This is a genomic window from Marinobacter caseinilyticus, assembly GCF_011074955.1.
Lineage (GTDB): Bacteria > Pseudomonadota > Gammaproteobacteria > Pseudomonadales > Oleiphilaceae > Marinobacter > Marinobacter caseinilyticus.
Map to the genome: position 1 here is coordinate 200277 of NZ_WUQJ01000031.1, position 25311 is coordinate 225587.

General features: G+C 60.9%; 20 protein-coding genes. 7 read left to right on the forward strand and 13 right to left on the reverse strand.

Annotation, left to right across the window (positions count from 1 at the left end):
* Nucleotides 1-2: 2 nt before the first annotated feature.
* Nucleotides 3-1361 (reverse strand): CmpA/NrtA family ABC transporter substrate-binding protein, encoded by a 1359-nt coding sequence (locus GRX64_RS16135; protein ID WP_166268765.1) that lies wholly within the window; start codon nucleotides 1359-1361, stop codon nucleotides 3-5.
* 579 nt (nucleotides 1362-1940) lie between these two features.
* Between GRX64_RS16135 and GRX64_RS16140 the strand changes: the two genes are divergently transcribed.
* A complete protein-coding gene (locus GRX64_RS16140; RefSeq protein WP_166268766.1) occupies nucleotides 1941-4601 on the forward strand; it encodes a nitrate reductase in 2661 nt (886 codons plus the stop codon).
* On the opposite strand, the gene GRX64_RS16145 is transcribed toward GRX64_RS16140, so the two are convergent.
* On the reverse strand, nucleotides 4575-5414 hold the full coding sequence (locus tag GRX64_RS16145) for a hypothetical protein (RefSeq protein WP_345790089.1): 840 nt from the start codon (nucleotides 5412-5414) through the stop codon (nucleotides 4575-4577). The genes GRX64_RS16140 and GRX64_RS16145 overlap by 27 nt on opposite strands.
* Nucleotides 5415-5628: 214 nt before the next feature.
* Here GRX64_RS16145 and GRX64_RS16150 point away from each other — a divergent pair, with 214 nt between their 5' ends.
* A complete protein-coding gene (locus GRX64_RS16150; protein WP_166268767.1) occupies nucleotides 5629-7806 on the forward strand; it encodes a TonB-dependent siderophore receptor in 2178 nt (725 codons plus the stop codon).
* Between the two features lie 45 nt (nucleotides 7807-7851).
* Here GRX64_RS16150 and GRX64_RS16155 read toward each other — a convergent pair whose 3' ends face one another.
* From GRX64_RS16155 to GRX64_RS16195, 9 genes are all read right to left on the reverse strand, one after another.
* Nucleotides 7852-8682 (reverse strand): (2Fe-2S)-binding protein, encoded by an 831-nt coding sequence (locus GRX64_RS16155; protein WP_166268768.1) that lies wholly within the window; start codon nucleotides 8680-8682, stop codon nucleotides 7852-7854.
* Nucleotides 8669-10678: a Fe(3+)-hydroxamate ABC transporter permease FhuB gene (fhuB, locus tag GRX64_RS16160; protein WP_166268769.1), complete on the reverse strand. Its 2010-nt coding sequence runs from the start codon at nucleotides 10676-10678 to the stop codon at nucleotides 8669-8671. Before fhuB ends, GRX64_RS16155 begins: the two co-directional genes overlap by 14 nt.
* Nucleotides 10668-11606 (reverse strand): ABC transporter substrate-binding protein, encoded by a 939-nt coding sequence (locus GRX64_RS16165; protein WP_235937717.1) that lies wholly within the window; start codon nucleotides 11604-11606, stop codon nucleotides 10668-10670. Before GRX64_RS16165 ends, fhuB begins: the two co-directional genes overlap by 11 nt.
* Nucleotides 11596-12381, reverse strand: coding sequence for an ABC transporter ATP-binding protein (locus tag GRX64_RS16170; RefSeq protein ID WP_166268770.1), 786 nt, complete (start codon nucleotides 12379-12381; stop codon nucleotides 11596-11598). The genes GRX64_RS16165 and GRX64_RS16170 overlap by 11 nt, the downstream gene beginning before the upstream one ends.
* 99 nt (nucleotides 12382-12480) lie before the next feature.
* Entirely contained in the window at nucleotides 12481-14274 is a 1794-nt protein-coding gene (locus GRX64_RS16175) for an ABC transporter ATP-binding protein (protein WP_166268771.1), read from the reverse strand.
* Between the two features lie 224 nt (nucleotides 14275-14498).
* Complete coding sequence (locus GRX64_RS16180; RefSeq protein WP_235937718.1) at nucleotides 14499-15284, reverse strand: TonB family protein; 786 nt, start codon at nucleotides 15282-15284, stop codon at nucleotides 14499-14501.
* Complete coding sequence (locus GRX64_RS16185; protein WP_166268772.1) at nucleotides 15281-15691, reverse strand: biopolymer transporter ExbD; 411 nt, start codon at nucleotides 15689-15691, stop codon at nucleotides 15281-15283. Before GRX64_RS16185 ends, GRX64_RS16180 begins: the two co-directional genes overlap by 4 nt.
* A 3-nt stretch (nucleotides 15692-15694) precedes the next feature.
* Complete coding sequence (locus GRX64_RS16190) at nucleotides 15695-16096, reverse strand: ExbD/TolR family protein (RefSeq protein ID WP_166268773.1); 402 nt, start codon at nucleotides 16094-16096, stop codon at nucleotides 15695-15697.
* Nucleotides 16083-16904, reverse strand: coding sequence for a MotA/TolQ/ExbB proton channel family protein (locus GRX64_RS16195; protein ID WP_235937719.1), 822 nt, complete (start codon nucleotides 16902-16904; stop codon nucleotides 16083-16085). Before GRX64_RS16195 ends, GRX64_RS16190 begins: the two co-directional genes overlap by 14 nt.
* A gap of 103 nt (nucleotides 16905-17007) precedes the next feature.
* Here GRX64_RS16195 and GRX64_RS16200 point away from each other — a divergent pair, with 103 nt between their 5' ends.
* On the forward strand, nucleotides 17008-19371 hold the full coding sequence (locus GRX64_RS16200; RefSeq protein ID WP_166268774.1) for a sensor domain-containing diguanylate cyclase: 2364 nt from the start codon (nucleotides 17008-17010) through the stop codon (nucleotides 19369-19371).
* A gap of 60 nt (nucleotides 19372-19431) precedes the next feature.
* Nucleotides 19432-20358 carry a DMT family transporter gene (locus tag GRX64_RS16205; protein WP_235937720.1) on the forward strand — a complete coding sequence of 309 codons (927 nt, stop codon included), beginning with the start codon at nucleotides 19432-19434 and terminating at the stop codon, nucleotides 20356-20358.
* Here the strand turns inward: GRX64_RS16205 and GRX64_RS16210 are convergent.
* On the reverse strand, nucleotides 20338-21108 hold the full coding sequence (locus GRX64_RS16210) for a sulfite exporter TauE/SafE family protein (RefSeq protein ID WP_166268776.1): 771 nt from the start codon (nucleotides 21106-21108) through the stop codon (nucleotides 20338-20340). The two genes, GRX64_RS16205 and GRX64_RS16210, sit on opposite strands and share 21 nt — an antisense overlap.
* A gap of 34 nt (nucleotides 21109-21142) precedes the next feature.
* Nucleotides 21143-22270, reverse strand: a complete 1128-nt coding sequence (locus GRX64_RS16215) for a lytic transglycosylase domain-containing protein (RefSeq protein WP_166268777.1) — start codon at nucleotides 22268-22270, stop codon at nucleotides 21143-21145.
* A gap of 68 nt (nucleotides 22271-22338) precedes the next feature.
* Between GRX64_RS16215 and GRX64_RS16220 the strand changes: the two genes are divergently transcribed.
* From GRX64_RS16220 to GRX64_RS16230, 3 genes are all read left to right on the forward strand, one after another.
* Nucleotides 22339-22890 (forward strand): glutathione peroxidase, encoded by a 552-nt coding sequence (locus tag GRX64_RS16220; RefSeq protein WP_166268778.1) that lies wholly within the window; start codon nucleotides 22339-22341, stop codon nucleotides 22888-22890.
* 115 nt (nucleotides 22891-23005) lie between these two features.
* A complete protein-coding gene (locus GRX64_RS16225; protein WP_166268779.1) occupies nucleotides 23006-24493 on the forward strand; it encodes an amidase in 1488 nt (495 codons plus the stop codon).
* A gap of 127 nt (nucleotides 24494-24620) precedes the next feature.
* Complete coding sequence (locus GRX64_RS16230) at nucleotides 24621-25196, forward strand: hypothetical protein (protein WP_166268780.1); 576 nt, start codon at nucleotides 24621-24623, stop codon at nucleotides 25194-25196.
* Nucleotides 25197-25311 lie beyond the last annotated feature (115 nt).

Here is a 25311-nt window from a genome sequence, read left to right on the forward strand (position 1 = left end):
GATCAAGGGGTCTGCTGACCTTTGAGCCCAATGTCAAAACTGTCGATGTAGGCATTGGGTGTTGCCGGTGTAAACGGCACGCCGTCGATCAATTTGCCTTGTTGTGGGCGGGCAAAATTGTCGTTGGCCATGTCCGGGAAATCGCTGGCCGCTAACAGGCCATCGTCAATCAGCGACTGGGCCGCCTGCTCATAGATATCCGCGCGGTAAACCTGGGCCGCGGTCTTCATGTACCAGTCATCGCTCTTGGCTTCCGCGATCTGGCCCCAGCGACGCATTTGCGTCAGGTACCAGATGGCGTCCGATGGGTATGGGTAGGTGGCGTAGTAGCGGAAAAAGACGTTGAAATCGGGAACCGACCGGACATCGCCTTTTTCATACTCGAAGGTACCGGTCATGGAATTGGCAATGACTTTTTCGTCCGCACCGACATAGTTGGAGCGTGCAAGAATTTTGACCGCTTCTTCCCGATTGGCGTTGTCGTTCTCATCCAGCCAGTGGGCGGCCCGAATCAGCGCACGCAGCATGCGCAAGTGGGTGTTGGGGTTTTGCTTGGCCCAGCCCTCTGACACACCAAACACTTTTTCCGGGTTGTTGGGCCAGATTTCGTAATCGGTAATCACCGGCACGCCAATGCCCTGAAATACAGCTTGCTGGTTCCATGGCTCGCCGACGCAATAGCCCTGGATGGTACCCGCTTCAAGCGTTGCCGGCATCTGTGGCGGTGGTGTCACTGACAAATGAACATCGGCCTTCAGGGTGCCACTGGTATCGCCGGTCTGGGGCGAATAAAAGCCGGGGTTCAGGCCACCGGCCGCGAGCCAGTACCGCAATTCATAGTTGTGGGTGGAGACCGGAAAGACCATGCCCATGCGAAAGCGCTCGCTTTTGTCCTTATACGCCTCAACGACCGGCTTGAGGGAGGCGGCGCTGATCGGGTGTTCCGGTAGCCCGTTGGCCTGCATCGGCAGGCTTTCTTTCATGCCCTCCCAGACTGCGTTCGACACGGTGATGCCGTTGCCGTTGAGGTCCATGCTGAACGCCGTGATGATGTTGGCCTTGGTGCCATAGCCAATGGTGGCGCCTAGCGGCTGACCTGCAAGCATATGGGCGCCGTCGAGTTCACCGGTGATGACCCGGTCCAGCAAAACTTTCCAGTTGGCCTGGGCTTCAAGCTCAACAAATAGTCCTTCATCCAGGAAAAACCCCTGCTCCCAGGCAATGGCCAATGGTGCCATGTCGGTCAGTTTAATAAAGCCAAGTTTCAAGTCCGGCTTTTCGGCCGGTCCGATGTCTGCCGAGGCCAGTGTGTTGAGGCCGGTTAAAAGCAGCAGTGCGACTGCGAACTGTCGAAGTTTCATCCTGTTCTCCCTGGGGTGGTGTACCCGCCAAAAAAAACGCCCACTCCCCATCAGAGGGGAGCAGGCGCCAATGCCTGCAGATCGCTTTGATCTGCGTATGTGGTTTCAGGGTATTGGGGTTGGTCCCCGGCAACGCCCTAAAAAAGTAATCGTCGTGTCAAAGCTAATGCATGCGCTGTGCCAAAAATAAAAAATCATAAAAAACAGGGGCATAAAGAAAGGGACGAATGGGGCCCCCCGGTTTCTTGAACTGTAATCGCCCACACTTAAGGCATGCTGCACCAACTGTGGGCGGAAATGCCTGAGTGGTGGCCAAGAGAGGCCGGTCGATCTGATATTTATTGTTGTATAACAGTCAGATAACCGCGCTAAGCGGGTTGGCCTCTAAATTGCTATATAAAAGTCAGATTGAGTAGACAATCGTTAAGGCAACAGTGCCCGACTGGGTTTTCCGAGAGATTTGGTTTCGATTGAGACCGCTCCGGTAAACCCGTCGGGCTTTTTTGTTTTGGGCCAACCGACCGCGCCCGGATCGCCTGCGAATGTTAAGCAACGGCTTTATGAAGAAGAGGAGCGTTTGTGAAACAGGAATCATCGTGTTCGGTCCGAACGACCTGCCCCTATTGTGGCGTTGGCTGTGGCGTCATTGCCCAGGCCACGTCGGGACAGGCGGTCGCAGGCGACGCTCAGCATCCCGCCAATCATGGCCGGCTGTGCGTGAAAGGCGCCAGTCTGCATGAGACGCTGGGTTCCAATGGCCGGCTGCTGTCGGCCAAAGTCCGGGGCCGAACCACGCCGCTCGCCGAAGCGCTGGACGCTACTGCCGAGGCCATCCGGCAGTCGATTGAGACTTACGGGCCGGGTTCGGTTGCCTTCTATCTATCGGGCCAGTTACTGACCGAAGATTATTACGTGGCCAACAAACTGGCAAAAGGGTTTCTCAAAACGCCCCACGTCGATACCAATTCCCGGCTTTGCATGTCGTCGGCGGTGGCCGCCCACAAGCGGGCGTTCGGTGCCGATGTGGTGCCGGGCTGTTATGAGGACCTGGAGTTGGCCGAGCTGCTGGTGTTGACCGGCAGCAATACCGCCTGGAATCACCCCATTCTGTATCAGCGGATGAAGGCCGCCGCCCGACGAGGACGGCGCGTGGTAGTGATCGACCCGCGCGAGACGGCCACCACCGAATTGGCCGACCTCCACCTCAAATTGCGCCCCGGCACTGACACCGTGCTGTTTAATGGTTTGCTGGTGTGGCTGGTGGATCACAACGCCATTGATTGGGATTTCGTTGACAATCATTGCCAGGACCTGGACGTCGCCGTCGCCGCGGCCCGGGAAGCCGCGCCCGATGTCGCCGCCGTTGCGGCGCTCTGCGACCTTGCCAAAAGCGATGTCGAGGCATTCTTCGAGTGGTTTGCAGCGACCCCCAGAACGGTGACGGGCTTCTCCCAGGGCAGCAACCAATCGGTGGCGGGCACCGACAAAGGCAATGCCATTATCAACTGCCACCTGGCGACCGGTCGGATAGGCAAGCCGGGTGCGAGCCCGTTTTCCATCACCGGGCAACCCAATGCGATGGGTGGCCGGGAAGTGGGCGGCCTGGCCAATACGCTGGCGGCCCACATGGATTACGACAGCCCCGGTGCCTGCGACCGGGTGGCGCGGTTCTGGCAGACCGATGCGGTGGCGGATGGGCCCGGACTCAAAGCGGTCGATCTTTTCGACGCCGTGCACCGAGGCGACATCAAGGTTTTGTGGGTGATGGCAACCAATCCCGCCGTTAGCCTGCCGGATTCCACCCGGGTTCGTGAGGCGATTAAGCGCTGCCCGACGGTGATCGTCTCCGACTGCATCGCCCGCACCGACACCACGATGCTGGCGGATATCCTGCTGCCGGCGGCCGGCTGGGGCGAAAAAAATGGCACCGTGACCAATTCCGAGCGGCGAATCTCACGCCAGCGCTCATTCCTGCCGCAAGTGGGGGATGCACGGCCCGACTGGTGGCTGGTGAGTGAGGTCGCCCGACGTCTGGGGCATGCCCACGGTTTTGGCTACGACACCGCCGCCGATATCTTCCGCGAACACGCCGCGTTGTCTGGCTTCGAAAATGACGGCGCCCGGCTGTTTGATATCAGCGCGCTGGCAACGCTGTCAGATGCCGCGTATGACACGCTGGAACCGGTACAATGGCCGGTACGAGCCACCGCTACGAACACCAGTCAGCGACTGTTTTCAGACGGTCGCTTCTGCACCCCGGAGGGGCGTGGGCGGTTGATTCCGATCCGGACCGTGGTGCCGGCGGCAGTGCCCACGACCGAGGCACCGATGATTGTGAACACCGGTCGTGTCCGGGACCAATGGCACACCATGACCCGCACGGCCCGATCGCCCCGGCTGCTGCAGCATCGTTCCGAGCCGTTCATTGAGATGCACCCCGACGACCGGCTGGCGTGCGGCATCGAACAAGCCGGCCTGGCCACCCTGGAGCAGGGCCTGAACCGGTTTACCGGTCGGGTGCGGGAGACCGCGGCTCAGCGACGGGGTGAGGTGTTTATTCCAATTCACTGGAACCAGCAATACGCCTCGGCTGGCCTGGCCTCCCAACTGATCGCCCGGGTCGTCGACCCGATCTCCGGACAGCCGGAGTCGAAACATGGCGTGGCCGCCCTGAAGCCCTTTGAGGCCCGCTGGTATGCCCGGTTGTTGTGCCCGGCTGAACAGCCGCGCAGTTGGTTGGCCGACTACTGGAGCCATGCGCCGTTAGCCGACTGCGACAGCTGGTGGCTGGCGGGACAGCGATCGGTGGACTGGTCTGCGGAGGTCGGCCACTGGCTGGGCGGAGCACCGCAAATGGTGCTGTCCGATCCCCAGGAAGGCCGCTTTCGCGCCGCCCGGCTAAAGGGCGGGCGAGTGGTGGCCATCTTGCTGGTGGATGCGATCTCGGAGCGCCTGCCGCCGGTGGACTGGCTGGCCAGCTGTTTCGCGCTGGACAAGCTGACCCCGGAGCAGTGCCGCAACCTGCTGTCCGGCCGGGATGTGGCGCAAGAAGACATTGGCACGGTGGTCTGTAGCTGTTTCCAGGTCGGCGAACGGCAGATTGCCAAGGCCATTGCCGATGGCGCACAGGATGTGGCAACCCTGGGGGCTCAGCTCAAGTGCGGCACCAACTGCGGCTCGTGCCTGCCGGAACTCAAGGCGCTGGTGTCCAGGCTAGGTCTCGAGCCGGCGGAGCATTGAGGCCGGTACCCGGTACCGCAGTCCGTGCGAGGCGCCGGTGCCTGCAACGGTACAGGTTTTTCGGTTAATGCGCTGAACGACACCTTCACGCCAGTGGGCGTCTGAACCGAAGCCCACGGCGTCTCCCACCTGCCACTGCGCCAGCAGTTCGCCTGAGCTGGCGATAGCAAACGGTTGATCGGGAAGGCTCAGTCCGTGGTCGGGCGCGGTGTGTTGCATCGTGGTCCGCACGGATTGGGCGGCGCCGCTGGCGTGCAAGTTATCCAGGATCTCGTAAAAATGACGGTTATGCACCGAGCCCCGCTTGCGCTTGCCGGCCACGTGCTGCAATAAATGGGCGAACTCATGGCAGCAAGTGTGGGCAAGCAGGTTGAGCGTGGACAATTGGCCGTCAAAATACCCCCGGTTCAGGATTTCCCGGCTGGACAACCAGCCTGCCGCGGTGTCGGGCCGATGTTTGGCAATGATCATTCGGGCGCCAAAGGTAATGCTGTGCTGGCGCAGGCGCGGATCAAACCGGTGGTACGTGGCCTGACCGGCTCCAACCCGGCACGCCAGCAGGGTGCCCGGATGGCGCTCCCGTATCCAGCCGCGGGCGGGCTGCCACAATACCTCAGCGGTGGTTGTGCAAAGCAGGTGACCGAGGGAACGTGCGTCTTGGGGGCTCACAGACATGTTCAAAAACAGCGATTCCGTGTGTGAATGGCGAGTAAATACGGTGCTCAGGTCGGAATAATACCCGCTTGAAGACAGGATAGAAACGACCTCAAGGCGGTGCTCGGAGAATGGCCGTAGCCAACTTTCTACGGCCATTCTGCCGCCGCTGCCGCAAAGACCCTGGCTTCGGACTGGCGCAACCGGCCCCGGTCCGGCCTGCCGGTCAGGCCCAATGGGCAGGTGCGACCTTGTGCTCGCGTTGGATTTGAGAAAGCTTTGTTTTCTGTATCAAATAATAATGATTATCATTATTATGTATGACTCATTCTCATTTGCCTGATCAATGGCCTACAGTCACTGGAGAGTAGTCATGCCTCAACCCCCGATAGTTCACACGCACCGCAAGCCGCTTGTGTACGCTTTGGTATGGGCCTCGTTGCCCGCCGCCACGCTGGCCCAAGAGGCCCAGCCAACAGTGCTGGACGCGATTCAGGTTTCTGCCGAGCGCGGTGAGCCCGCCTCCGAATCCACCAGCAGTTACACCGCCGCCAGCAGTCGAACCGCGTTGAAACTGGCATTGTCTCACCGGGAAACGCCGCAGTCGGTCTCGGTGATTACGCGCAAACAGATGGATGATTTTGCACAGACCGATGTCAACGACGTGCTGGAGGGCACCACCGGTGTAACGGTCGAATCGGTCGAGACCGATCGCACCTATTACACCTCACGCGGCTTCAACATCGACAACTTCCAGTACGACGGTGTGGGCTTGCCCGCCGTGTACGACAATGTCCAGGGCGACCTCGATACCGCTTTTTACGATCGGGTCGAGGTGCTCCGCGGCGCCAATGGCCTCATGACGGGCATCGGCAATCCATCGGCCACCGTCAACTTCATTCGCAAACGACCGACCGTCGCCAACCGTGCCTCCGTGGCGGTCACCGGGGGTTCCTACGATAACCGACGCATCGTGGGCGACGTCTCCGGTGCAGTGACGGCATCCGGTAAGGTGCGAGGCCGTGTCGTTGCCGGCTATCAGAATCGCGATTCCTACCTCGACCGCTACAACAATGAAAAGCAGATGTTTTATGGTGTGGTGGAAGCAGACCTCACTGCCACCACAGTGCTGACGCTGGGTCACGCCAGCCAGACCTCGGACACCGACAGCCCACTGTGGGGCGCGCTGCCGCTGTTCTACAGCGATGGGTCGCCAACCCACTACCAGCGGTCTACCAGCACATCGGCCGACTGGTCTTACTGGGACAATGTTCAGCACAACAGCTTTGCGGAACTGAGTCAGCAACTGGGCGGCGGCTGGCAGGCGAAGGGCAGTGTCCTGCGGCTGGAAAAGGACAGCGATTCGGAACTGTTTTACCAGTATGGAACCCCCGACCGGCAGACCGGCGAAGGCCTCTTCGCCTACCCCAGCCAGTACGAACTGAACACCGAACAATGGGTGGCGGATGCCTACGCGACCGGTCCGTTCAGTCTGGTGGGCCGCATCCATGAGCTGGTATTGGGGGCCACCTGGTCACGCTCGGAAACGGTGGACGAATCCCGATACGGCCAGGGCATTGGCACCGCCTTGCCGCCGTTGGAGGAATGGACCGGTAGTTACCCCAAACCGACGTTTGACAACGGTATCAGTGGGTCGGACTGGACCGACAAACAGACCAGTACCTACGCGGCGGTGCGGTGGACGCTGGCCGACCCGCTGACGGCAATCACGGGTGTGCGGCTGACCTGGCTCGACAGCGAAGGGGTGAGTTACGGTCTCAGCAAGGCCACCCGCTATAACGCTGTGGAAACGCCTTACGCGGGCTTGATCTATGATCTCAGCCACAACCACTCTGTGTACGCCAGTTATACCGAAATATTCAAGCCCCAGACCGAGGTGGACCGTGACCGGAACCGTCTTGATCCGATCGACGGCGTCAATTACGAAGTCGGGCTGAAGAGCGACTATCGGGCGGGCCGGCTGAAATCAACCGTGGCGGTATTCCATACCGAGCAGGATAACCTGGCGGAAGCGGCAGGCACCTTTGATAATTCCGTCGACAGCTATTACCGCGGGGTGGATGGCCTCACCAGTGAAGGCATAGAGTTGGAACTGGCGGGGGAGGTCAGTGACCGGGTTCAGCTCTTCGCCGGGTACACCTACGTCGATATCGATACGGCCAATGGCCACACTGCCAAGCCGTCGATCCCGGCCCACCTGGCCCAGCTCAGGGCTACCTGGCGGGTACCGGGCACCACCGGCCTGGCGCTGGGAAGCCAGGTGCGATGGCAATCCGCAATCCGCCAGAATCAGGGCACGGTCAGTGGCGGACCCAATGACGGCCAGCCGATCGTGACGCGCCAGAGCAGCTATGCCGTGCTGGATGTGATGGCCCGTTATGATTTTGCCCGCAACTGGCGTGCGCAACTCAACGTCAACAATGTGACCGACGAGAAGTACATTGAGAGCCTGAAGAAATTCGGCACCTCGGCCCAGGGTTTTTACGGTGCACCGACCAACGCCAACGTGACCGTCAGCTGGACTTATTGATCGGAACCGCTGCACCGAAAGGGGGTGTCGGCTTGCCGGCTCCCGCTATCCCGCCGGGGACCAGATCCCCGGCGGGATGGAGACCGGTTGGTCTGAATGCGGGCGGGCAAGCGGGTGTGCCGTTGCCCGCGCCTGCTCGGTCATTCTCTGTTTACGATAAATACCGCAGGTTCCGCAATAACCGCCCCCAGGCAACAGATACTTCATGCAACAGCCCCGGCGCTGGGGTAAGGCACAGCCACGCCCGTCAAGTTCGGTCGGAATCCAGTCGATAAAGCGCCGGGCGTCGCAGTCGACGCTATTGAGCCAATCGGTCGCCTCACGACACAGAGTTTGGGGTGGGGCGCTGGCATACAATGCCGAAAAGGGCGCGCACAGCCCCAACCCCACGCTGCTCCAGAACGCGCCAGGGGTAACTCCCAGGTCCTGTCCGAACAGTGGGTACCAGGTCTTGACCAGCCGTGCGATGGCGCTGGCGAAGCCAGCAAAGCCAGCCGTGGTGGCTGCCGCCTCCCAGTACCATTGATCGGTGTCCTCCGCGCTCGGGGACAGCCAGATTGATCGTGAGTCGGGGACCGGAGCCTGGCCTTCCAGAAACAACCTGAGGGTCAAAGGAGCGATCACGTTCAGTGCAAGCGTCTGGTGCAGAACCGAGGCGCGAGCCCGAAGTTGTCGGCTGCTGACGCCCTGGCCAGCCTGCTGGCTCAGCCGCGCCCGCAATCGATCCGGATTCAACAGGCAGTCCGCCAGCCGCACACAGTCTTGCGGTCTGGCGCGGGCGGTGGAGGTGTCGTGGCTCAGGAGTGAGGCCGGCGTGATCCTGGCCTGCTCCAGCAGGCGGCGATAGCGCAGAGCCCAGTCCTTAGTGTTTGTCATGGCGACTGAGCCCCCAGAGAAAGTAGACCCCGCCTACCAGCGCGGCCAGCAGACCGGCCGGCAGTTGGTTGGGAAACAGCAGCACCCGCGCCAGATAGTCGGCCAGCGCCATCAGCATTGCCCCCGCCAGGGCCGCCACCATAAGCTGGCGGCCGACGGTTTGCTGGCCCAGCACACGGGCCAGGTGCGGCGCCATCAGGCCGACAAAACTGAGCGGCCCGATCACCATGGTGGCGGCTGCGGTCAGTGCCGCCGCCAGCACCATCAACCGCAGCCGGGCCCGCGCCACATTCAGCCCGAGCGCGGCGGCGGTGCTGTGCCCCAGGGGCAGCAGTGTCAGGGCACGGCGTCCGGTCACGGTCAGGGCGCCGAGCAGCAACGTTGCCGCCGCCAGTGCCAGGGCCTCAGCGTTGGTCACCAGCCAGGTGGAACCGGACATCCAGTTCAACAACGCGACGGCGTCGCTGCCGCCACCCGCCAAGACCAGGCGCAGACCGGCGTCCATAAAGACGTAAATGGCCACGCCGCCCAGTAACAGTGGGTGGCCGGCGAACGTGTGCCGGCGCGACAGCGCCAGAAGCAGTAACAGCACGGTCATACCGCCGGCGGTGCCTGCAAGCAGTTGTCCGGGGCGTCCGAGATGCAGCCCAAACAACGTCAGCAGTACCATGGCCATGCCTGCGCCTCCGCTGATGCCCAGCACTTCCGGGCTGGCCATGACATTGCCGGTGAGGCGCTGGATCACCGTTCCTGCCAAGCCCAGCGCCACGCCGGCGGCGATCGCCGCCAACAGTCGAGGCCCTCGCCAGTGCCAGACCTGGGCCCAGTCGGTGGGTGGTGTCCAGTGCCAGCCATCCAGACCCGGCGACCAGCCGATGGCCAGAGTAACGATGGCCACGAGCATGAAACTCATGACCCAGAGGGTCGTGGGTAACGGCCGGCGCGCCAGTACCAGCGGAGCAGGACCGGGTTCGTCACCTGGCATGTGTCGGTTGTTACGCAACCCGTTCAACGCCAGTAAAATGACCGGGCCACCGATCAGCGCGGTGGCGGCTCCGGTGGGAACCAACGAGCCCGCGGTCCAGGTCGTGGCCCATTGTGCCAGGGTGTCCGCCAATAACAGCAAAGCGCCGCCCAGCAGCGTGCTCCAGAACAACTTCTGCCTGAGGGTGCGGGCGCCCAGCAACCTTGCCAGCACCGGTGCCGCCAGCCCGACGAAGGCCACGACCCCCACCCGGCTCACGACCGAGGCGGTCATCAGTACCACCAGGAACAGGGCCAGCAGTCGCACAACGGCGACCCGCGCCCCCAGTGCGTGTGCCGAACCGGCACCCAGCTGCAACAGTTGCAGCGGCTTGATCAGCAGCACCAGGGCAAGCCCAAGCACCACCACCCGGGGCCACAAATCGACAAATTGCGACCAGTCGTTCTGAACCAGCGAGCCGGCGCCCCAGATAAACAGATTGCCCAGGTATTCGCCGTGGAACAGCAAGAGGGCGGCATTCAGAGCACCCAGAAAAAAGCTGATCACCAGACCGGCCAATATTACCGTGACGGGTGAAAAGCCCATTTTACAGGTCAGCGCCACCACCAGGCCTGCGGCCAGCAAGCCACCGGCAAGCGCGATTAAATCGGCGCTGAACGCCAGCACTGAGGGGGCATACAAGGTTGCGACAGCCAATGCGAGTTGGGCTCCGGAGGCCACTCCCAGGGTGCTGGGCGAGGCCAGCGGGTTGCCGAGCACCTGTTGCAGTGTGGCGCCCGCCAGGCCGAGGCCAAATCCGATGACAATGGCCATGGCAAATCGGGGCGCCCAGCTGTAGTGCAGCAGAATCTGACGGTAGTCGGTACTGTCAGCTGCCGAGAACGCCTGCCACAGCGCCGACAATGGGACCTGGCCGAGCCAGGGCAGGCTGGCGCCGGCGAGCGCAACGGCCCAGAGAATGGCCGTGGCAACGGGCAGTCGGGTGGTGCTGCCCATAACGCTAGTGGACATTCGCCCGGCCTCCGTCCAGTAAGGCCTGGGTTAGCAACTGTGCCATGCGGTTGACCGCATTGACCCCGCCGTAGGCCCACACCGGATCGATCTGATAGACCTCGCGGTGGCGCACCGCGGGTAAGTGGGTCCAGAACGGACTGCTGGCGAGCTGGTTCGCGAGGCCGGCGGTGGTCGGCGAGATCACCACAAGCCGGGCGTCAGGCATGGCCGCTATCGCCTCCAGGCCAACCATGGCAAAGCCCCAGAAATTCCCCGGCCGTTGCCGGGCATTGGCCAGCCCGAGGCCATTGAGGGCAGCCTGAAACAGACCATTGGACGCATTCATTCTGACGTGGCGAGCGTCCATGAAACTCACCAGGGCAATCGGTTTTCCAGTCAGCCCGGCCCGCTCCAGGTGCTGGCGGTTGGCCATCATGGCCCGTTCCAGATCGGCCAGCACCTGCTGAGCCCGATTCTCCCGGTCGAGGATGTCCGCCAGCGTCAGCAGCATTCGCCGGGCCTGGCTAAAGGGCTCCGCGCCCTGGTCATAGACGCTGATAACGTAGGTCGGCGCGATGCTCTGCAGTGATTGCCACGCCGGTGCCAGTTGATCGCTGGTGATGATCAGGTCCGGCGTTAACTCGGCAATGGCCGCCAGGCTCGGGGCGCTGCGGGCACCGACATGCTCGATGCCGTCTGGCAGGGGCGGATCCTGAACCCAGACCGGGTAACCGTCCCGATCCGCGATCCCCACCGGTGTGATGCCCAGCAGTAGCAGCGCCTCAGTGGCGGCCCAGTTCAGTGCCACGACGCGCCGGGGTGTCTCTGTGAGTTGCAGCTCGCCCCGTTCATGGAGCCAGGTGTCGGCCCCGGTGTTTGTGGCGACGAACAGCAACCCGATCAGGCAGAACATCCGCCGGGCCACTGCCGTAAGGTTAGTGAACATAGGACACCCAGAGGCCGGGTGCGCGTTCCAGGATCCCCATGGGGACACGGTAAATCCGCTCCAGCGTGTCTGCGTTCATAATCCTGGCGGGCGAGCCATCGGCAATCACCTGCCCTCCGGACGCGTCGCGCCGCAGCGCCACCAGCCGGTCACAGAACCGAGCCGCGAGATCGACGTCGTGCAGCACCAGAATCACCGTCAGTGCGCGCTTTTGAGCCAGTTGATGAATCAACCTCAGGGTGGCCACCTGATGACCCACGTCCAGCGCGGAGATGGGTTCGTCGAGCAGCAGGCATTGCGTTTGCTGGGCCAGCAGCATCGCCAGCCAAGCGCGCTGTCGCTCGCCGCCGGACAGTGTATCCACCGAGCGATGCCTGAAGGCCCATAGCCCGGTGTCGGTGATCGCCTGGGCCACGAGTTCGTGGTCTTGCTGACAATAACGGCCAAGTGCGCCGTGCCAGGGGTAGCGACCCAGGGCCACCAGTTCGGTAACGGTTAAGCCGTCGGTGGCGGGCGGGTGTTGGGGCAGATACCCAACGACGCGCGCGAAGGCACGGGTATCGGTGTCGGCAAAGCCGCGTCCCTGCAGGGTCACGTGCCCGCGGGTTGGCTGCAGTTGGCGGGCCAACACCTTGAGCAGGGTCGACTTGCCAGAGCCGTTGTGCCCGAGTAGCGCCGTAACCTCGCCTTCGACAAACCCGAGGCTGAGGTTGCTGAGAATCGGGGTGGTATCGACGGCGACATCAAGCTGGTGAACTTCAAGAAAGGCAGACATGCAGGCTCCCGGGGTCTCCGGAAACGGAGAGGCTAGGTTGTCAGGACGCCTGCGATGTTAATACAAATGCGAATCATTAACAATAAAGCAAGGTGGCAATCAGCTTACCTGTCCGGTCTGAACGCGCCACTGGGCGGCATAAGCCCCGTCAAGGCTCAACAGGGCGTCGTGATTGCCCGATTCCACCACCTGACCGGCGTCAATCACGGCGATGGTGTCGGCATCCACAATGGTGGACAGGCGGTGGGCAATCATGATGACTGTGCGGTTGTGACCAATGCGTTTCAGCGAGCGCTGGATGGCCGCTTCGGTTTCGTTGTCAACGGCACTGGTGGCTTCGTCGAGCACCAGTATGGGCGGATTTTTCAGCAGGGCCCGAGCCAGCGACAAGCGCTGACGCTGGCCGCCCGAGAGCCGAATGCCCCGTTCACCCACCGGGCTGTCGAGCCCCTGCGGCAGGGCTTCAATGAAGCCCCAGGCCTCGGCAGTGCGGGCCGCGTCAATGATCTGGGCGTCGGTGGCCCCGGGCAGGCCGTAAGCCAGATTGTCGCGAATGCTGCCTTCAAACAGGTACACGTCCTGGCTCACCAGACCAATGGCCTCGCGCAGGGATTTGAGGCTTACCGACTGGATAGGCTGGCCATCGATCCGGATATCACCGGCGGTGGTGTCGTAAAAGCGCAGCAGCAGCTTGACCAGGGTGGATTTGCCCGAGCCGGTGGCCCCTACCAGAGCCAGCGTATGGCCGGCCGGCACCCGCAGCGAGGCATGGGCAATACCGGCGCCACTGGACGGATAGTGAAAGCTGACGTCGTCGAAGATGACATCGCCGCGTACCGGCGCAGCCAGAGTAGTGCCGGTTTCGTCCCGCACATGCATCGGCTCGGCGAGCAAATCCAGAATGCGGCGGGTGCTGGCCATGGCGCGCTCAAACAAATCGATCACTTCGGCCATGCCGGTCAGGGGCCAGAGCAGGCGTTGGGTCAGGAACACCAGTACACCGTAGGCGCCGACGTTGAGGCTGCCATCCAGGGCCTTCATGCCGCCCACGATGAAGGTGGCCAGAAAGCCGGCCAAGATGGCCATTCGGATCACCGGGATGAACGCCGAGCTGATTCGAATGGCGTTGCGATTGGCCTCCACATAGGCTTCGCTGCTGGCCCTGAGGCGCTCGGCTTCACGCTGCTCTGCGGTGAAACTCTTGATGGTGGCAATGCCGCCCAGATTGTTGGCCAGACGGCTGGACAGATCGCCGACTTTTTCCCGCACGTCGGCGTACAGCGGTCCCGCCTTGCGCTGGAAATAGAAGGCGCCCCAGATAATCAGCGGAATCGGGGTAAAGGCCAGCAGCGCAATCAGCGGCGACAGCACGAAGAACACCGCACCGACGGCCACCACGGTGACCACCACCTGAACCATGGCGTTGGCACCGCCGTCCAGGAAACGCTCAAGCTGGTTGACGTCGTCGTTCATGGTCGCAACCAGCTGGCCCGAACTGCGAGCCTCGAAGAAACTCATATCCAGTTTTTGGGCGTGCTCGTAGGCGTCCTGGCGCAGGTCCGACTGCAGTCGTTGGGCCAGATTGCGCCAGAGGATCTGGAACAGGTATTCAAACAGCGACTCGCCCGCCCAGATAAAAAACGTCAGACCGCCGAGGATGAAAATCTGGTCGCGTGCTGATTCAATGCCGAGCGAGGCCACAAAACTGTCTTCCTGATTGACCACCACATCGATCGCAATACCGATCAGGATTTCCGGGGCGATGTCGAACAGTTTGTTGATGATGGAGCAGATGGTGGCCGCGATGATTTGGCGGCGATAGCCACGGGCGTAACGGAGTAAACGCCCGAGGGCCGCAAAACTGCTGGTGGCTTTGGACAGGTGATGCGGCATGGAGGTCTCCGAATGGCTCAGTGGATGGGTAAGCATAGCTAAGAAAACTCTGAATAAGTCGATGGGCGATTCTGGCTGTCCGTGACAGCCGGAAGCAAGGCGCGACGCCACAGGAAGGCCGCAAGGCTTGCAGACCCGTCAATCGGCTTATTCAGAGGTTCCCTGATCAATCCCGGGACTAGGATGACATCAATAGCTCTCCTGATTTGGCGATGAGGTCCTGCTCAATGCAGCTCGAACCGGACCGGCAACTCAAAGGTGAACGTGTCCCCGGGCAAACTGTCCGGCACGGCCGGCAGCGGAGCGGCCGCAGCCAGCATGGCCAAAGCAGCGTCATCAAGCAGCCGGTGTGAAGAGCTTGTCCGCAATCGATAGCTGAGCAAGGTGCCCTGCCGATCGAACGTGAACACCACCACCGGCGTCCCCTGCATGTTTAGGCGCTGAGCCCGGCGCGGGTATTCGCGGTGGGCGGTCAACTGTCGGATCAGCTGGTTCAGGTAGCCGTCTGCCTGACTCGAATCACCCGCCTTGAGCGCCACTTGTTTGGGGCTGGCCAGGGCCTGGCCGGTCGCCTGTCCCGGCGGGTTCATTGGGGGTTGCTGGTGCAATGCTTGGGCCTGCGCCGTCACACTCTCTGGCTCTGGCTCTGGCTCTGGCTCTGGCTCTGGCTCTGGCTCTGGCTCTGGCTCTGGCTCTGGCTCTGGCTCTGGCTCTGGCTCTGGCTCTGGCTCTGGCTCTGGCTCTGGCTCTGGCTCTGGCTCTGGCTCTGGCTCTGGCTTGGGTTTGGGTATTTGGGGTGGCGTAGTCGGTGTTGTCGGTGAAGTCGCGACCGGCTCGGAATTCGCTGGCGGGTGGCCGGCCAATGAAATTCGCAGTGCCTTGGGCTGGTTGATCGTCTGATTGCCCTGGGGCTCGCTGAGCTGCGACGCCACTGGCAGGGCCAATAACAGTGTTGCAGCGGCGAGTAAGATGGACGCCAGCACCAGCATCAGGCTCAGGCGAGCGTTCACAAGACCGGCTCCGTCAATAGGATCACGTCTTTGAAGCCGCCACCTTCCAGCAACCGGAACAGCGCTTCCAACTCCGCCATGGTCGTGGATTTATCGGCTGCAATCTTCAGTGGTTGATCGGTGTCGGGCGGAGGCAGTGCGCTCAGCAGTGTCTGTCGGGTGACCAACTGGGCATTTACCCGCCATTGGTTATGAGCCTCGACCACCAAGTCAGCGTCCGGTGCCTGGGGGTTTTGGGTGCTCGCCAAGCCGGGCAGTCGGGGCAGTGGCGACTCGGTCACCTGGCCGGTCACCAAGAAGAACATCAGCAGCAGAAAAACCAGATTGATCAGCGGCAACAAACTGTCTTCAACCCGGTGAAGCAAGGACTTGCCGGAACCGGGCGTGGGAACATCGATTCGGAACATCGGTTAGTGCGTTCCGCTATTGGCTGGGGTGCGCTGCCAATGGGCCTCAATGCCAGCGTCACTGAGAACCGACAGCGTGAGGGTAAAATCGGACAGCGGAGCCTGCGCTGCCGTCGTCAGGTTGATCCGATCAATGCCCTGGCCGGCAAGGGCGGGAACGAGTGTCAACAGCGTCCAGTCTCGATCACGCCAGTGCAACTTCCCCGTCTGGCGCAGCAACAGGTCCGGTACCGGCTTGCCAGCGCTTGGGGTGCCGGCTTCGGTACGGTTATCGAGTGCCAGATAGTTGGTCGGCAATAATCGCGTGGTGAGCATGAAAAACACCAACAGAATAAAGACCACATCGATCAGCGGTGTGATCCGGATTGGCAGCGGCCGGGCGGGCCTTGGGTCAACCAGCTGCATGCGCGACCTGGGGCTGCGTTGACGTAATTGTCTGGTAGCCGCGGGTGGGTGTCCGGTCGCCAGATCTGCCATGTGTGGAAATCTGAGTGGTCATGAGGCGCACAAGGGTGTCATTGACGGTGGTGCCCATCCGTTTAAGGCGGAACTCAATCCAGGCCGCCAGTGCTGAAAAGGGGATCGCAACGATAAGGCCGGCGGCGGTGGTTGTGAGCGCTTCATAAATGCCGCCGCTGAGCTGGCTGGCCCCGCCCTGGCCTGTGGATTGGGCCATGGCATCAAACGCCGTCATCATGCCCATCACGGTACCGAGCAGTCCCAGCAGCGGGGCCAGTGCCGCAATCACTTCGATGATTTTAAGGGGCGCCTCGAAGGGCTGCAGCGAGGTTTGCGCTTGCCGGGTAAGCTCGCCTTTCAAAAGCTCAGGATCGTCACTTTCGAGGCGTTGGGTCATCGCAAAGAGCGCAAGTTTTCGCAAGGGGTTCAGCCGGGCATACCAGCCGGCGCAGGTCTGCAAGCGCTCGCAGCATGGGCGGCCGGGTTGCTGTTGCCAATGTTTAACAACCTTACGCAGTTCAGGTGTTAATCTGGGTGCCAACAACGCGCCGGTCAGCATCAGGTAAAAAAAGGCAACCAGCCCAACACCGGCCAATGCCAGAAGCACCAGCATCACTGGACCGCCCATATCCATAAGCTGAGCGACCGGAGACAGTGCATTGCCCGATGTTGAAGCAAGAGTTGAAGTAAACAAGGGGTCCGACATGGTGGTGCCTCCGACAATCCGCAGTGCGCAAATAATAACGATTATCATTAACGTTTTCCAGGGCCGGCGGCAGAAATTTGCGTCTCTGGTACACTTAGAAGCGTATTGATGTAGTCGTTCTTAAATCGATAGCACAGCTTCCGAGGGCATTTTGCGAGAAACTGTTAAACAGTGGTTTGACAGCCTGGTTAATCGGGCAGTGGCATTGGTCGTTATCGTTATCACGCTGACCGCGGTCACTGTGACTCTGATAAACAGTCAGGCTGGCCGGCAAGAATTGGAGGCTCAGGCGCGCGCGCAGGTGACGGCCATTGCCGGGCTGATTGCCAGAGACCTGGACGAGAAATTGGCCGAGCGGTTCGAAGTACTCGCCGATGTGGCGGCGTCTTTAACCATGGAGCAAGTGACCTTCAATCAGCGTGCGCAGTTGCTGGTGGAGCGTCAGGTGGCACTGCATCACCTGTTTGACGATGTGTTTTTCTTCGACCAGTACGGCACCGTGCTCAGCAAGTACCCCTTGGACGCGTCGTACATTGGAACCGATGCCAGCCTCCGCGACTATTTCCGGCAATCGAGTTCGCAACTGACCGTACTGGTTTCCGAACCGTTTTTATCCATGTGGGACAATGAGCCGACGGTGATGATGACGGCGCCGGTGTTTGACCACAAACGGCGTTTTATCGGTGTGTTGGGCGGGGCGATCGCCCTGACGAACGACAATTTCATGGGGCAAATTGTTGACACAAAGCTTGGCAAGTCAGGTTACGTGGGCATCGCAACCCGATCCGGTATTACGTTGGCTCATCATCGGCCCTCCGAGGTGATGCAGCCGCTACCCAGTTCCAACGCAGCGCTTGTGGAAGCCATTGCCGGATTTGAAGGCACCCTGTTTACCGAGAGCAGTATTGGCGAGAAAACCATGATTTCCCTTCGTCAGATGAACCAGGCGCCCTGGTTTGTGGGCGTTGTCTGGCCTCTGGCGGAAGCCTTTGCGCCGGTTAACCGGCTGACGGATATCATGGTTTGGGTCACCCTGGGGATCATCATTATTCTGGCACCCATCGCGCTGTTGGGCTTCCGACGTCTGTTGGCGCCGTTGGCGGAGATTAATCAGCAAATCAGCGACCGCCATTTAGGAATGCGGAGTAAGCCAGTGGCGGTCGGTGGTGGACGGGAAATCCGGCGTGTGGCCAACACCTTCAACACCGTGATGGAGGAGCGCACGCAAGTGATGTCGGCCCTCGCAGAGCGAGAGGCTTTTTTCCGGTCGTTGTCGCAGAGTGCGCCCATTGGCATAGTGCAAACCGATGTCCTGGGCCGTATCGATTTTGTGAATCCGGCGTTTGAACACATCGTGGGACGCGACCAAAGTGAGTTGCAGGGCCGTTATCTGATCAGCTGTGTCTATGATCAGGACCGCGAGCACACGCTCAGGAACTGGCGTGCGGCGTTGAACGCGGGGGAAGTCTTTCAGGGTAAGTTTCGGATGCCGGACCGGCAGTCGGGTCGTTTGATCTGGGTGGATGCAATGACGTCCGTCATTCAAACCTCGGATCGCTCCATTGGCACCATCACCGTGACCCGGGACATCACCCATGAACTGGCGGTGGAAGAGCAGCTGCGGGCCGAGCAGGAGCGCGCCGAGGGCATTTTAGGTGCACTCCAGGAAGGGGTATTGCTGACCAACACCCGGGGCATGATTCAGTACGCCAATCGCGCGGCCTGCGGCTTCGTGACCATAACGCCCAAGTGCATGGACTGTAACTTTTTTGATTTGCTCAGCATTGAGGTGAAGGGCGATCACTGGTCTGAGGAGGAATTCCTGGCACGGGACAAAGTTGAGAGTCTGGAAGCGGTGGTCACCAACCGGGCCGGACAAACACTGGATATTGAATTGACCATGCTGCGATTGAACCGTGGGGGTGAGCATGAGTGCCTGGTGTTTGTGTTGCGGGACGATCGTGAACGCCGGCGCCAGGAAGCCCAGCTGTCCTGGGAAGCAAGTCATGACAGTCTAACGGCGTTGTTCAATCGCCGCGCCTTTAATGCCCACCTGTCAAACGCGTTGGTTGAAAGCCGGGTGACGGACCTTTCCTGCGTTCTGATGCTGATTGATCTGGACTATTTTAAACCGGTTAATGACCTTGGCGGACACTTGGTCGGCGATGAGCTGTTGCGTCGCCTGGCGCTCGCCCTGGCCAGTGAGGTGCGGCAGTCGGACTGCGTGGCCCGCATCGGTGGCGATGAGTTTGGCATCATCCTGCCCGGGTGCAGCCTGGCCCGCGCCGAAGAACTGGCCGAGCACATCCGGGAATCGGTCGCCCGCGTGAGTGTCGAAGAAGAGGGTACGTCGTACCGTGTGACCGCCAGTATTGGCCTGACGCCAGTGTCGGCCCAGGATGCCAGCACTGAGGCGTCCATGGCCCGGGCCGACGAGGGTTGCTACGATGCTAAAGCCCGGGGTCGCAACACGGTTGTCACAGTGCCCTTACCCACCTGTGCTGACGGTGTCTGAGTATTCAGGATGGGTTGGCACTGCCCTCTATGTTGGGGCCTGCCCACGCTGGGTAGGGCCGTGACCCCGACCGCACAGGAAAAGGATGAGGGACGGCGAGCGCTCAGGCGACGCGGGTTTTTGATCGCGGGTCTGGGCGTGTTGCTGTTGTCCCCCGACTCGCTGCTGATCAAAGTCACCGACGCCTCACCGCTGGTCTTCCTGTTCTGGCGTGGCCTGCTTCTGGCCTTTGGCTTTACCGTTATTAACACTTTTCGATACGGACGCCGGCTGCCGGGTTTGATGCGGGCTACGGGCTGGCCGGGGCTTTACTGTGCGTTTGCATATTTTCTCAGCACCGTGGGGTTTGTCACCGGCGTCAAATATACCGCCGCGGGCAACGTGCTGGTGATACTCAATACTTCCCCGGTGATAGCGGCGTTGCTGGCCTGGCTGTTCTGGCGCGACCGGTTACCGCTGCGCACCTGGGTGTTGATTGCGGTGTGTGTTGGGGGTGCAACACTGATGGCCGTTGGGGAAATGGGCAAAGGCGAACCCCTGGGGTTGGTGATGGCCGGTCTGGCGGCGTTTGGGTTGGCCTCCAATTTAGTCGTTGCACGCTCCCGAGCCCACCAGGACATGAGTGTGATGCTGGTACTGGGCGCCCTGCTGGTGGCGCTGGTGGCAGCGTTGCTGGGTGGCGCGCAATGGCCTGGGTGGCCGGATATGGGATTCATTCTGTTGCTGTGCCTGGGGTTTCTGCCAACCTCGGCGATCCTGATACAAACCGGACCTCGCTACCTGCCCGCGGCGGAAGTCAGCCTTCTGTTATTGTTGGAAACGGTGATCGGCACCTTCCTGGTGTGGGTGTTTCTGGCCGAAGTGCCGCCGCCCCTTGGCTTTGTGGGCGGTGGCATTATTCTCACCGCCCTGGCCATCAATGCCGTGTTCGAGACCAGACGTCGCCGCAGTCGGTTGCAGCAGCCGTTAACCCCACCCACTGGCTGACATCGAGGCCTGCCACAGTAGCCTGAACGCCAGCAATGTCAGCAGCAGGTTGAAGACCTGATGAAATCGCTGGTTGCTGAGGCTGTTCAATAATCGCAGCCCCAGCCAGGTGCCGGCAAAGCCGCAAGCAATCATAGCGATAACGAACCCGATCCAATCCCGGAAGATAAAACCCGCGGCACCAAAGATCAGGGCCTTGGGCGCGTGCTGGAGCGTCATCGCGGCGGCAAAGGTGGCCACGGTCCGATGCCGGTCGGTATGAATTTGCTTGATAAACGCCGCGACCAGTGGGCCGGTCGCCCCGACGAACAGGCTGATAAAGCTGGTCAAGGTGGAGGCGAGCAAGGTCCCACCAGCGTCAAAGGCGCGCCGGGGCAGCGCCGGCCCCCAGCAAAGATAAAGCACGAACACGGCGATTGTGAGCTGCCAGAGATAAGGCGGTAATGCGACCAGCAGCCAGGCACCCAGCGCGGCGCCAATCAACACCCCCGGCGCAAAGGCCGCAATGACTTTCCAGTCTATATTGCGCCAGGTTAGTGCCGCTCGGCCGCTGTTTGAGCCCAGTTGGATCAGGCCATGAACAGGAATAATGACCGCCGGGGGAAGCCACAACGCCATCAGCACCAGCAGCAGCACGCCGCCGCCCGCGCCGAGGCTGGCAGTGATCATGGACGTAAGCACCGAGCAGGCCAGCAGCAGTGATACCAGGGGCAGAGTCAGGGCGTCGGGTATCAACGTCAGTGTTTGCAATGGCGCTCCGTCGGAGGGGTTGAGTCGGGCTGGGTCATTGGCAGAAAGGTTGCGGTTCAAGCCGGGCGGTGCTGCACAGGGCTTCGGTTGCCAGCTGCACATCGGCCACATAGTACAGCGAGGCCAGGCCGAGCCGATTGCGTCCCAGGTTGTGGAAAATCAACCCGAAGGCGATGTCTCCGGCGGTGTACTGTTGATGATTGGCGGCGAAATAGGTCGCCGGACGTGCCAGCGTATCTTCGTCGAGCAGTGCCGTCACCCGACCGACCCCGCCATGATAAGCCTGGATCAGCAAGAGCGTGAACAGGCGATGGCGCTTCTGTTCCGGCAAATGGCCGAAGCGCTGGTCAAAGGCGGGTTTCAGGTTACGGGCATTCTGACTCATGAGCTTCAGTGCGCAATCGATCTGTGCCAGTCGGTGCCAGTAATTTTTGGGGGCGATGCCGCAGTCGTTCAGCGCCGACTCGGACAGCTGCAGAATTCCCTTTGCCCCGGCCGCCGAGTGAGCCCGTTGCTGGCCACCGCTTTCTATCAATAATTGGCCGGCAAGATAACGTGGCAACTCCGGTGGCAAGTCCAGCCGCTGCTGGTTTTGGCGGGTCTGGTAGACATAATTCAGGGTGTCGTGGAGCGGTTCCGGTTTGCTGGCGTCACCCACAACAAGGTCATCCCAGCTGCCCCATATCAGGTCCGCCGGCAGTGTGCCCAGGTAACGTGCCAGGGATTCATCAAGATTGACGTGGGGTTGGCGGCAGGCCAAGGCGAAGGGATAACCGGTCTGGCCTTCCTCACCCTTGGCCCAGGCATCGACCCGGCCTTTGTCCACCAGCGCGGCGCGGGTGTCGTTCAGTTGGGCCTGAGTCGCCTGCCGTGAACTGCCATCGTCCAGGTAGCCGAGAAACTGACCGCGGATGTCGAACAGAATGTGACGGTCCTGGTCCGAGCAGTAGCCGGACTCCGACAGTACCCAGCGACGGATGGTCAGAATGTTCTGATAGACGCCCTGGCTGACCCAATAAGGCGATTCGCGAACAATGGTTTTCCAGTCCTTCACAGCGCCCCGTTCAATCCCGCCGCCAGACTCAGTTCCCTCGGCGGCGAATCCCGATACTGCCATGGCGGACAACAAAATCATCAGGCCTGTGCGGACCAGAGTTTTCATGTTGTTCTGTTCCTGAAGCTAAATCCGGACTAGTCTTGAAAGCCTATAGATTAGCAAGAGGTACGTCTATGTATGCTAATCCGGTTATCCGAACTGTAATAATGCTTGTGGCAGGGCTGCTGGTGTCCATGGTGGTCAAAGCCGAATGTCCGGCGTGGCTTGATCACTACCTGTATCAGTTGCGATCGACCATGACCTTCAACCTCTGTGAGCCGCCGTCGGACATGCCGCTGTTGGTGGTCAATACCGCCAGTTTTTGCGGTTATGCGGGCCAGTTTCGCGGACTCGAAGCGCTTTATCAGAGCTATCGCCAGCAGGGTCTGCGGGTGGTCGGTGTGCCATCCAACGACTTCCGCCAAGAGGCCAGTACCGAGGAAAAAACCGCCGAAGTCTGTTTCGTCGACTACGGGGTAACCTTCCCGATGACGTCCCCGCAACGGGTGCGCGGCAACCAGGCCCATCCGTTGTTCCGGGCGCTGGCCGAGCACAGTGGCCATGAGCCCCAATGGAACTTCAACAAATATCTGGTTGATCCCGTCTCCGGTCAGGTCTGGTATTACCCCAGCCAGGTCCGGCCCGATGATGAGGTGCTGATTAACCGAATCGAATCACTGCTGTGATCATCCTGGTGGCAGGCCGGGCCTGACTTCACTCCCGGTTCCATTGCGGTATGCTGGCGTTTCTGTGCCCTGTGCCCGGACAGCAAAGCAACGATAATAATAACCGGTGAACGCCATGAAGCAATCGGAATACCTGCGCTACGACGCGGTCGCTCTCGCGGATTTGATCCGACGGGGCCAAGTCAATATCAAGGACGTCTGCGAAGCCGCCGTCACGCGAGCGTCGGCAGTGAACCCGGGGCTCAATGCCATTTGTCATGCGCAATATGCGGACGCCTTCAAGCAACGGGTCCCGGACGATGCGCCTTTTGGCGGTGTGCCGTTTTTGTTGAAAGATCTCTGCCAGGAACAGGCCGGTGTCCCCTGCACCTTTGGCAGCCGATCGTTTCGAGGCAATATCCCGGGTCAGGATTCGGAATTCGTTAAACGCAGCCGCCAGGGTGGCCTGGTCTTTATTGGACGCACGGCAACGCCGGAATTTGGACTTAAGGGTATTACCGAGTCTGAATTATGGGGCGCCAGCCGCAACCCCTGGAACACCGAACTCACCCCCGGGGGGTCCAGCGGGGGATCCGGTGCCGCCGTCGCAGCGGGCGTGGTGCCCATGGCCGGGGCGAATGACGGCGGTGGTTCGATCCGGATTCCGGCGGCTTACAACGGGCTGTTCGGTCTCAAGCCATCCCGCGGTCGCGTCTCCGCCGGTCCGCACGCGGCGGAGCATTGGCTGGGCGCCTCGACCGACCATGTGGTTAGCCGCACCGTGCGAGACAGTGCGGCGATGCTGGATGTGCTGTCCGGCCCGGCTGTGGGTGACCCATTTGTCATTGCCTCGCCACCGGCGCCGTACGCCGAGCTCATGCAACGGGCACCAAAGCGTCTGAAAATTGGGGTGTTTACGGCCTCACCCTACGGTACGGTGGTGGATAGCGCTTGCATTGAGGGTGTGGAGTCGACGGCCCTGATGCTGGAAAACCTCGGTCATCACGTCGAGTATGCCAAACCCGAGTTTGACGGTATGGCCCTGGCCAAGTGCTATCTGGGCCTGTATTTCGGTGAGGTATCCACCCTGATGGAAAAGGCCAGAACTGAATTTGGCGCCCGGAATTCGGATTTTGAACTGGATACCCGGTTACTGGGTATGCTGGGTAAGACTTTGCCACTGCCGGACTATGTCCGCCTGCGACAGCGCTGGAATGACTTTGGCCGGGCATTGGGGTTGTTTTTCCAGTCCTACGACGTTTACCTGTGTCCTACCACCGGCCAGATGCCGGCGCGTATTGGCGAGTTAGAGACGCCGACCCATCTGCGGATGGCGTCGCGACTGATGCTGATGCTAAAAGCCGGCCGGTTGGTTCACAAAAGTGGTCAAGTGGAGGAGTTGGCGCTGGAAAACCTGGCACGTACGCCCTTTACCCAACTGGCAAATCTGACCGGCACCCCGGCCATGTCGGTGCCTTTGCACTGGACCGTTGAAGGCCTGCCGGTTGGAATTCAGTTCGGTGGCCCCCATGGTGATGAGGCCACGTTGCTGCAATTGGCGGCCCAACTGGAAGAGGCGAATCCCTGGTTTGCCCACTACGAGCGCACCGAGGGCCATTATTGACCGGGCGGTGATCCACTTATCGCAACTGGACGTTTATCTTTGTAGCGGGAACAGGCTATGCTGTTAGTCAGGAGACCGAGTAGGGTTCCCTGACCGTCCATGATGGCATCGAGGAGGCGAGTGTATTATGAACCAACCGATGGCAATCGACGAATTGATCTCTGTAGCACAAGCGGAGGCCATGGGAGAGCTTGACGCGCCGATGATGGCGATCGTGCTTTCCAACGACCAAAGCTACGACTTGCCTATCAACTCACTGGAAACCGATGCCGACAAGGCCCGCTGGGCTCTGATTCTGCGCGCTGCCAGAGAGCATGTAGAGGCTGACGCGGTGGCGGTGCTGTATCCCGCCTGGACCACCATACGGGAGAAGCGCGAAAACGGTAACAGCGACGAGCCGTCGGACCCTATCGACACGCTTTTCGTGCAACTGCATACCCGCGACCGGATCTACTGGCGAGGGTTTGAGCAAATCCGGGACCCACGACACCAGCGCATTATTGGCTTCAAGCGGATCAAGGCGCTGTCGACGGATTATAATCGGGATGAGACACCCTCAGTCACCGCATGGCTGGACACCCTGTTCGAGCCGTTACCGGATGAAGGAGAAGAAAGCGACATTGATCGCGAGTTGGCGGACCTGTTGGAGGAACCGGAAGTGACGGCTGCACTCTACCCACGACAAATGCGAGCGCTGCACTGATTGCACGCTGCCTGAAAAACCCGGCCCGATGGCCGGGTTTTTTTTGACGCACCGCAAATGGGTGTGAAAGCGCGACCGTTGCACGCGGCCCCCGAAGACGCCTGCGGGTAAATGT